General features: G+C 67.9%; 5 protein-coding genes. 2 read left to right on the plus strand and 3 right to left on the minus strand.

Features of this window, described 5'->3' with window-relative positions:
• Positions 1 to 1366 (plus strand): NAD(P)H-hydrate dehydratase (locus QZ709_RS09240; protein ID WP_294636981.1); only part of this gene is annotated, 1366 nt, incomplete at its 5' end.
• Positions 1367 to 1371: 5 nt separating this feature from the next.
• Here QZ709_RS09240 and QZ709_RS09245 read toward each other — a convergent pair.
• The 3 genes from QZ709_RS09245 to QZ709_RS09255 are packed head-to-tail and all read right to left on the minus strand — an operon-like array spanning position 1372 to position 9368.
• Positions 1372 to 3093, minus strand: coding sequence for a diguanylate cyclase (locus QZ709_RS09245; RefSeq protein WP_294636982.1), 1722 nt, complete (start codon positions 3091 to 3093; stop codon positions 1372 to 1374).
• A gap of 3 nt (positions 3094 to 3096) precedes the next feature.
• Positions 3097 to 5322, minus strand: a complete 2226-nt coding sequence (locus tag QZ709_RS09250; RefSeq protein ID WP_294636983.1) for an EAL domain-containing protein — start codon at positions 5320 to 5322, stop codon at positions 3097 to 3099.
• Positions 5319 to 9368: a response regulator gene (locus QZ709_RS09255; protein ID WP_294636984.1), complete on the minus strand. Its 4050-nt coding sequence runs from the start codon at positions 9366 to 9368 to the stop codon at positions 5319 to 5321. The genes QZ709_RS09250 and QZ709_RS09255 overlap by 4 nt, the downstream gene beginning before the upstream one ends.
• Positions 9369 to 9538: 170 nt before the next feature.
• On the opposite strand from QZ709_RS09255, the gene QZ709_RS09260 reads away from it, so the two are divergent.
• Positions 9539 to 9888, plus strand: a 350-nt coding sequence (locus tag QZ709_RS09260) for a hypothetical protein (RefSeq protein WP_294636985.1), incomplete at its 3' end; no start/stop codon positions are given.

The following is a 9888-nucleotide window of genomic DNA, read 5'->3' on the forward strand; positions in this document are numbered from 1 at the left end:
TGTCATCGCCCGGCTGCTGCACGAGGCCGGCTGGCCCGTGCGCTGGCGGCTGTCGGTGCCGGTGAATGCGCTGCACGGCGACGCGGCCCACCATGCTCAGCGGACTGCCACCGTGCTGTCCGCTGCGGCCCTCGGCCGCGAGGACCTGGAGGGCACCTCCCTGGTCGTGGACGCGGTCTTCGGTGCAGGGCTCACGCGCCCCGTGGACGGGCTGGGCGCCGATGTGCTGCGCAGGGCGCGTGACGCCGGTGTGCCCATCGTGGCGGTGGATGTCCCGTCCGGCGTTCACGGCGACACCGGGGCCGACTGGGGGGCCACGGCGGCAGACCTCACGGTCACGTTCTTTCGCAAGAAGCGGGGCCATGTGCTCATGCCGGGGCGGGCCTTGTGCGGCGAGCTGCTGGTGAGGGACATCGGCATCGCCGACGCCGCGCTGGATGCCACCTGCGCGTCGCCGCCTTCGGGCACCCCGCATGAAAACGCACCGCTTCTCTGGCAGGCCGATTGGGCCCATCCCGTTGACAGGCGGGTGAACCACCGTGGGGCGGCCGACCTCCACAAGTACGCACGGGGGCACGCCGTCGTCCTGGGGGGAGCAGTCATGACAGGGGCAGCCCGGCTGGCAGCGCGCGCGGCAGCCCGGGTTGGCGCGGGGCTCACCACCCTGCTGGTGCCGCAGCAGGTCTGGCCGGTCTATGCCACGGCCCTGCTGTGCAGCATGGTGCAGGCCCTGGACGACGGTGACGGCAACGCGCTGTCAGCCGCCTGGACGCGCCACCTCGGGCAGCTGAAGTGGCACAGTCTGGTGATGGGACCGGGCGCCGCGCTGGGCCTTCCGGGGGATGATGCTTCTGCGACCTTGCGCAGCCTCGTGATCGATGCCTTGATGCTGGCGCAAGGCCGGGGCGTGGTGCTGGATGCCGACGCGCTGACCGCCTTCGAAGCCCAGCCGGAGACGCTGTTCCGCGCGGTGGCCGGACCGGTCGTGCTCACGCCCCACGAGGGAGAGTTCCGCCGGCTTTTCGGCCACCTGTCTGAGGCAGACAAAATTGCCCGCACCCGTGAGGCGGCGCGCGTCAGCGGGGCGGTCGTGCTGCACAAGGGGCCGGATACGGTGGTGGCCTGTCCGGAGGGGCGCGTGGTGGTCAACACCAACGGGCCCGCCGGCTTGGCGACGGCCGGTTCCGGGGACGTGCTGAGCGGACTGATCGGAGGGCTGCTGGCCCAGGGCGTACCCGCATTCGAGGCCGCCTGCGCGGCGGCGTGGGTGCATGGTGAGGCCGCGCAGGCCTTCGGTCCGGGCCTGCTGGCCGACGACCTGCCGGAGCAGGTCCCGGCCGTGCTGCGTCGGCTCTGGGGGCGCTGACCGGCTCAGCCCACGCAGGTGCGGTTCTTGCCGAGTTGCTTGGCTTCGTACAAGGCCAGATCGGCGCGTTCCAGGGCCGCTTCCAGGGCTTCGCTGGCCCGGTACAGCGTGGCGCCGGCCGAGAAGGTGATGAAGACCTTCTTGTCGTCGTGCGTGAAGAACTCGGCGCTCAGCGTGCGCTGCAGCCGCGTCAGGGCCTGCTGCCCCGCTTCCAGGGTGGTGTCGGGCAGCAGCACCACGAATTCCTCGCCGCCGTAGCGTGCGACAACATCGACCGGGCGCAGACATTCGCTGACCCGCTTGGCCAGGAAGCGCAGCGCCTCGTCGCCCGTGTGGTGTCCCAACTGATCGTTGAGCTTCTTGAAGTTGTCGACGTCCAGCAAGGCCACCACCAGCGGCGTGCCGGCACGGTCGACGCGGGAGCGCTCGGCTTCGAAGGCCTTGTCCAGGCCACGTCGGTTGGCGACCTGGGTGAGCGGGTCCGTGGCCACTTCGGCCGACAGCTGCCGGATTTCGTCCTCGAGTTGCCGCACGCGTGCGCTGAGCTCGGTGGCCCGGCTGTGCTCGGTGTGCAGACGATGCTGCGTGTCGGCCACGACGGTGGCCACAGCGCGGCTTTCCGCCACCATCTCGCGCACCACGCCGGCCAGGCTTTGCAGTGTGTCGGCCTCGCCGATGGTGTCGGCGTACTTGCCCAGGTTGTCCTGGAAACGGTCGGTGGTCTGACCCAGCGATGCGAGTTCCTGCAGCATCTGGTGGATCAGGGTCTTCAAGGCCTGCCGGGCCTGTTCGCGCTCGAACTTGAGCACGCGCTGGCGCTGGCGGGTGTCAGCCAGCAGCGCCTGGATGTGGTCCATGCCGCGGCGGTTCAGCCCTTCGGCGATCTGGTGGCGCATGGCCAGGCACTGACCCTGCGCCCAGCTTTCGTCCTCGGCCAGGTCCACCAGGCTGTCGGTCAGCGAGGACACCAGCTGCGTCAGTTGCGAGGTGAGCAGGTGCCGGTGGTCGATGATGCGGCGCGCCTGGTTGCACGCCTGGGTCAACTCGACCTGAAGGGCATTGACCTCGGCAGGAGGCAGTCCGCCGGACTGTTGGACCTTCGTGAGCGCGCTGCGCAAGGCCTGCGTGGCCTCGGCCTGGGGCACGCCCGGGCCTTGCAGGGCCTGCACGGCGGTGTCGCCGAGTTGGGCCACGGCATGGCTGGCCACCGCGGGCCAGGTCACCCCGTCCGCCCCGGAGCGTGGTGGCACCGCCGCGGCGGCCGGTGCCCCCGGTGCCGGGGCTGCTGCAGTTGCGACGGTCTCGGTCGCCAGCGCGGCGTAATCAGGGCCGAGGTCTTCCAGCGGAGCGGCATCCAGCGTGTCCGCATCCCAGCTGGAAATCAGCTGGCCCAGGCGCTGATGCAACCGCGTACCGGAGCCTTTACTGCCTTCGAGCACACGCTGCAGGCTGTCCTTCTTGCGCGCCAGGGTCCACTGTCGCCCTCCGCGCTCTGCCGCCCGCACCACGCGGCCGATCAGGGCCGCCCAGCGCTCGCCTTCTTCGTGGTCACGGGCTCCGTCATCCGGTGACATGCCTGCCTGCATGGCGCCACCGGCCTCCGCCTCGTAGGCCTGCCGGAAGTGCTCGGGCGTGGGTTCCAGTCGTTGTTCGGCCAGGCGGCGCAGCGCCGCCTTGGCCAGCAGGGCAGGGGTCTGCCCGTCGGGCATCTTGCCGGGGTGGGACATGGTTCAGTACGTAGGGGGAGGCGACACGCCAGCACGCGCGATGTCGTCTTCGGGAATGCGGGGGAGCGGTCGCACCGTCTGCGTGTCGCGCAGCCACTGGCTCAGTTCGTGGGCCGGCATCGGGCGTGCGAACAGAAAGCCCTGGCAGATGTGGCAGCCGAGGTTGTAGAGCACCTTCATCTGGGCCTCATGTTCAACCCCTTCGGCGATCACCCGCAGGCCCAGGGCGCGGGCCAGCGCGATGATGGCCGAGACCACGGCCGTGCTCTGCGGGGTGTCGCCGAGGTCATGCACGAACGAGCGGTCGATCTTCAACTCGCTGATCGGCAGCGTGGTCAGGTAGGCGAGGGACGAGTAACCCGTGCCGAAGTCGTCGATCGAGATCTCGGTACCGAGCTGGTTGAGGCGGTGCAGAGAAGGCACGACCCCCTGCAGGTCCTTCATCAGGCCGGTTTCGGTGATCTCGAGTTCGATGGCCCGCGGCGTGACCCCTTCGCGTGCGAGGATGCTGGCGATGCGTTCGACCAGGTCTGGCTGCTCGAACAGGCGACTGGGCAGGTTGACCGCAATCGACGAGTCGAAGCCGAATTCGTTCTGCCAGATGCGTGCCTGGCGGGCAGCTTCGGCAATGGCCCACAGGCTCATGTTGTTGATGAGGCCGGTGGCCTCCGCCAGTGGAATGAAGTCTCCCGGGGGCACGAGCTGGCCATTGCGCTGCCAGCGCATCAGGGCCTCGGCGCCAACCATCCGGCTGGTGCGCACGTCGATCTTCGGCTGGTAGTACAACACCAGCTCCTGACGCTCCAGCGCCTTGTGCAGCGCCGTGTCCAGGTCCAGGCGCACCCGGCCCTTGCTGGCGAGCTGCGGGTCGTACAGCTGCACCGCGTTGCGGCCCTGGGTCTTGGCCATGTCCATCGCGACGTCGGCGTGGCGCAGCAGGTCGGCCACGTTCAGCCCATGACCCGGGAAGACGGCCACGCCCACGCTGGCCGTGATGAAACACTCCTGCCCGGCGGCCATCATCGGCTCGCGCAGGGCATCCAGCAGGCGCTGGCCGGTGGCCATGGCCTCCTCGTCGGTCGACACCTCGGGCAGCAGCACCACGAACTCGTCGGCCCCCAGGCGGCCCACGGCCTCCAGCGTGCGGTGGGTGCGTTGCCCCAGGAGTTCCATGCCGCCTTCGATGATCTGGTCGGAGTGGCGCACGCAGTTGCGCAGCCGACGCGAGACCTCGATCAGCAGTTCGTCACCTGCGTGGTGGCCCAGGTTTTCGTTGATGATCTTGAAACGATCCAGCCCGATCTGCAGCAGCGCCACCTTGTGTTTCTGGCGCTTGGCGTGTTCGATGGCGCGTTCGGCACGCCAGAAGATCTGCCTGCGGTTCGGCAGCCCGGTGAGGGTGTCGAAGTTGGCCAGGTGCTTGATCTTGTCTTCGGCGATGCGGCGGTCGGTCACGTCCTGCACGATGCCGGTGTAGCCGATGATGTTGGCCAGCTCGTTGAACTCGGGCTCCGCCTCGATGTGCAGGATGCGCTGGCGACCGTCCATCAGGTTGACCTGGATGTCGTTGCACAGCACCGTGCCGTGGTTCAGGACCTCGCGCAGGATGCGGCGAAACCCCTTCTGTTCTTCGAGCGGCATCATCCGGATGATGCGACGCAGGCCCAGTCGATCGTAGGGGCCCAGGCCGAACACGCGCAGGCCTTCGAGCGAGAACACGAGGTCGCCACCGCCGCGGCGCCAGTCGAAGCTGCCCATGCGGGCCAGCTCCTGGGCGCGGGCCAGCTTGAACTTGCTGCGTTCCAGTTCGGTGCGGGTGCGCGCGGCGCGCAACAGGTAGCGCAGCCGGCCGGCCAGCAGACTCCACTGCGTGCTCTTCACGAAAAAGTCGGTGGCGCCGACCTCGTAGGCCCGGGTGATCGAGGCCTCGTCGTCCAGACCCGTGAGCATGAGCACCGGAATCGTCTCGAAGCCCGGCAGCTGGCGCAACTCCTGACAGGTGGCAAAGCCATCCAGCCCCGGCATGACGGCATCGAGCACGACCACGTCGGGCAGGTAGTCGGCAATCATGTGCAGGGCCTGTTCGCCACTGCTGGCCTCGGTGACGGCAAAGCCGCGTTCGCGCAAGGCGATCGAGGTCAACAACAGGTTGACTTCGTCGTCGTCCACCAGCAGCACGCGCGGCTGTTCGTCAGGATCGTCCGGCACGAAGTACGACCCGAACGTCATCTGGCGGACTCCAGCAGCGCGCGCAGGCTGCGCAGCACCCGTTCCGTCTCGAGCGGGATTTCGCGGATGCGTGGATGCAAGTCTTCTCCTGTCTGGCGCCGGATCATGTGCTCGATTTCGGCGCACTGTTGCGACAACTTGAGCGCGCCGATGCTCGCCGACGAAGACTTGAGTGTATGCGCGACATGCAGGATCGACGCCTGGTCTTTTGCACGCAAGGCATCGTCAAGTTGGGGCAACAGCCGCCCGACCGACGCCTCGAAGGCGGAGGCCACGCGCTCGATCAGGCGGTTGTCCCCGCGCGGATCCAGCTCTCGCAGCCGCTTGAGGGCTTCGGCGTCCAGGATGGACGTGTCCTCGGCCTGCAACGCCGGGGCGACAGGTGGCTCCTGGGGAGCCTGGGCCGGCTCGTCGGGTGGGACTGCTTGATTCACAACCGTCTCGTTGTATACCAGTTCCGGACCGGAGGCGGCCGGGTTGGCGGAGGTTGTCGCCTGCTCATCCCTATGGGGGGCAGGGGTCGTGGCGTCGGGCACAAGCGGGGCGCGGGCGGATCCCGTCTCCACCGCCTCCTGGGTGTGCTCGATCAGGATCTTCTGCAACTGACTTTGCCGGAAGGGCTTGGAGAGGTAATCGTCGAACCCGAGGCTCAGGAAGCGCTGCTCGTCGCCCTCGAGGGCGTTGGCCGTCACGGCCACGACGGGGGTCTGGCTCGGGGTGATGAAGTGGAAGCGCGTGGTGGAGCCGCGACGGAACCAGGTCAGTGCCTCGATGCCGTCCATGCCGGGCATCTGGATGTCCATCAAGATGAGGTCGAAGCGGTGCTCGCCCAGCTTGCGCAGACCCTCCAGCGCCGAGCTGGCAACGCGGACTTCACACCCTAGGCGCTTGAGCATCTGGGTGCACACTTCCTGGTTGACGGTGTTGTCTTCCACGACGAGCACGTGCTTGCCCAGATGGGGCAGGTCGCTGCCGCTGTCGATGCCCAGCTCGGCCGTGATCCCGAGGATGGCCTGACGCAACTCCGCCTTGCGCAGCGGCTTGGGCACGAAGCGCTGGAAGCCGACGTCGTGGGCGCGCTTGACGTCGTCGGGCGATGACACCGAGGACAGCAGCACCATCTTGAGTTGCGGGTGGCGGCCGCTGTGGCGCAGGGCTTCGGCGAGCCCCAGCCCGTCGAGCTCGGGCATGCTCATGTCCACCAGCGCCAGATCGAAGGTGCCGTCGGGTGTGCCGGGGGCCATCAGCAGGTCCAGTGCCTCCCGGCCGTTGGTGGCCTGGGTGACCTTCATGCCCCAGGCGTTCAGCATGTTCTCGATGACCGTGCGGTTGGTGTCGTTGTCGTCCACCACCAGCACGCGGAAGGCCGGCATGTCGGGCTCTTCGAGCATGGCCATGTCGGCCTGGGTATCGCCTACGCGCACCGGGATGCGGAACACGAACTCCGAACCCACGCCGGGCGCACTGTGCACTTCGATCGTGCCGCCCATCAGCTCGACCAGCTGCTTGGAAATGGCCAGGCCCAGGCCGGTGCCGCCGTAGCGCCGCGACATGCCCGCGTTGGCCTGCACAAAGGCGCTGAACAGCCGGGGCAGCATCTCCTGTGGGATGCCGATCCCGGTGTCGCGCACCATGAACTCGAGCTCGATCTGGGTGCTGGCCGCGTTGGAGCTGTTCTGGCCGATGGCGCGGCGGATGTCGACCACGACCTCGCCGTGCTCGGTGAACTTGATGGCGTTGGCCACCAGGTTGGTGAGGATCTGACGCAGTCGCAGCGGGTCGCCGTGTATGACGGCCGGCAGGCTGGGCTGCTCGCGGAAGCTCAGCTCCAGCCCCTTTTCATGCGCCCGGGGGGCCATCAGTTCCAGTGTGTCCTCGACGAGGGTGCGCAGCACGAAGTCGCTGGTGGCCAGTTCGAGCTTGCCGGCTTCGATCTTGGCGAAGTCCAGGATGTCGTTGATGATCTCAAGCAGGCTCTCGCCCGAGCGGTAGACCGCCTGCGCAAAGCGCCGCTGCTTGTCGTTCAACGGGGTGCCCAGCAGCAACTCCGTCATGCCCAGGATGCCGTTCATCGGCGTGCGGATCTCATGGCTCATGTTGGCCATGAACTGGCTCTTGGCGAGGCTGGCGGCCTCGGCAAGGTCGCGGGCGCGCTGCAACTCCAGCGCCTGGTTGTGGTCCTCCGTCACGTCGGACACCAGGCCATACAGGCGCAGCTCGCCATCGGGCAGGCGACGCGCGCGGGTCCGGTGGCGCAACCACCGCATGCCCTTGCCCGGCACGACAAGGCGCAACAGGGCGTCGGTGGCCTCGACACGGGCCTCGCGGGCCTCCTGCTCGGCGAGCAGGGGCTGGTCTTCGGCCACGATCATGCGGCGCAGCCGCTCGGGCGTGGCCTGGATCTCTTCGGTGCTCAGGCCGTACAGCTCCTGCGTGCGCGGGCTCAGGTAGAGGTAGGTCTCGCGCCGCTCGGTGGCCACGTACACGCCATCGTCCATCGACTCGACCAGTTCCCGGAAGCGCCGCTCCGACTCCTCCAGATCGGCCTGCGCCTGGCGGGCCGACGTGATGTCGCGCACGAGCGAGATCAGGAGGCGAGGATTGCCGTTGGCATGGCGAAGGGCGAAGTACCGCGCGTTGACCACCTTCTCGCCCGCCGGGCTGTGCCAGGTGAAGTCGTGCTCGACGGTTTCGCCGGACGCAATGGCTTCTTCCATGAACGGCCGGGCCAGCGCCAGACCGGTCTCTCCGAGCGCCGATTCCACGGACCCGCCGACCACCTTGTCGCGCTCGAGCTGGAACTCGACCTCGGTGTAGCGATTGATGGCCACCACGTGCAGGTTGGCCGGGTCCAGCACGAACAGGCTGACCGGCAGGTTGCCGAGCAGCGCCTCGAGGAACTCTCGCTCCTGCTCCCGGACGTGCTCCTGGGCCTTACGGCGCGTGATGTCGTTGAACAGGCACACGTACTGGCTGCGACCGCCGCTTTCGTCCAGCATCTGGATGGCATCGATCTCGCCCCAGTACGAGCTGGACTCCGCCGAGCCATCGCGGTGCGACTCGTACGACATGCGGAAAGGCACGCCGCGAGCAAGGTGCTCCTGAAGCTCGGCGATGGTGGCCGGGTCGCTGACTTCGGCTGCCAGCAGGTCGGTCAGCTTGCAGCCGAGGGCGGACTCTTCCGGCCAGCCGGTGAGGGCCACGAACGGTGAATTGATCCATTCGATCACGCCGTTGCGGTCGGTGATGGCCACGCCGCTGCTGATGCGCGATGCCACAAGGCCCAGACGCCCCAGGTGCTCGGCATGGCTGGCCATGCGGGCGAGATTCGCGTCCCGTTGGGCCACGAAGCCGAGCTGGATGGCTGCGATGTCCAGCACGCGTTCCATGGCCGAGGAACTGGGCGCCGGGTCGTCGAATTCGAGCAAGGCCAGCGGCCAGCCCTCGATGGCCACGGGCAGCGCCAGAACGCGGCGCGTGCCAGGAGGGCGCCAGGCATAGGACGGGTTGCCGGAGGGCGCCAGCTCACCGGTGATGGGCCGCAACTGGCCCAGCGCCAGGCCGAGAGGGCGGTCGTCCTTGTGGGTGGTCGCGATGGCAGTGATGTCGATCACGTCATCGCCGTCGTCCCCGGTGTCCATCCAGGGGCGCAGCAGCGCGGATTCGCCGTTCCAACCCTCCACGCGCAGGCAGATCCAACTCGGCGCCCCCAGCGCTTCGCTGAGCGCCTGGCCGACACGGTAAAGCGCCTGCGGCAGGGTAGGGGCAGCGTGCGCTCCTTCCACGACCCGCTGGCTGAGGGCGAGCAGGTCGATGCCGTCCACCACCGCCGGCACCGTCTGCGTCACAGTCGGGCCGATTTCGGTCGGGATGGCCGAGGCGGTGTCGAGCGCGGGTTCGGAGCGCAACCGGGCCGCATAGCCGAGACCCGCTGCAGCAAGCGCGGTCAGACTGAGGCCGAGGCCCGACAGCCCGCCCAGCCAGCCAGCGACGGCAACGAGCAGCAGCCCGGCGAGCAACAGGATCATCGTCCGGGGCTGGCGCATCGAGAGCAGATCCTGGGGCATGTCCTTGAGGTGGAAGAAGGCACGGCGGCGTCGCGTCTAAGGTGTTCCCATGGTTCAGACTGTGGCAGTCTTCACGTTCACTTTACTCGTTTCGTGAAATCTTCAGCCAGCAGAAGAAACCCCCTGCGGGGGTCCTTACAATGATTTGGATGCAGCGCCACGAAGAATCGCAGCCTGGTGAAATGTCGGGTATGCCGCGGAAGGGTCCGCGGTTTGCCGGTTGGGCCATTGCGGGCGTTCTGGGCATTGCGGTCCTGACATATCTCGAGGCTGCGGTCTGGGTATTTTGCTTGTTCCTCGTGACGTGGATTTATGCCGCGGCCTTGTGGTTTGAGCGCGACGCGCAGCGGGCTCGGGTGCAGGTGGCTGCCACCCCGCCCGTAACCGGCTCCGAACCCTGGACTCAATGGCTGGATGGGTGGTATTGGGCGACCGACGCGCAACATCGACTGGTGACACTCCAATCCTCGTCGGCGAATCCCGATGGAACCGATTGGGA

Origin of the sequence: uncultured Aquabacterium sp. (assembly GCF_913773725.1) — a bacterium.
Taxonomy (GTDB): Bacteria; Pseudomonadota; Gammaproteobacteria; order Burkholderiales; family Burkholderiaceae_C; genus Aquabacterium.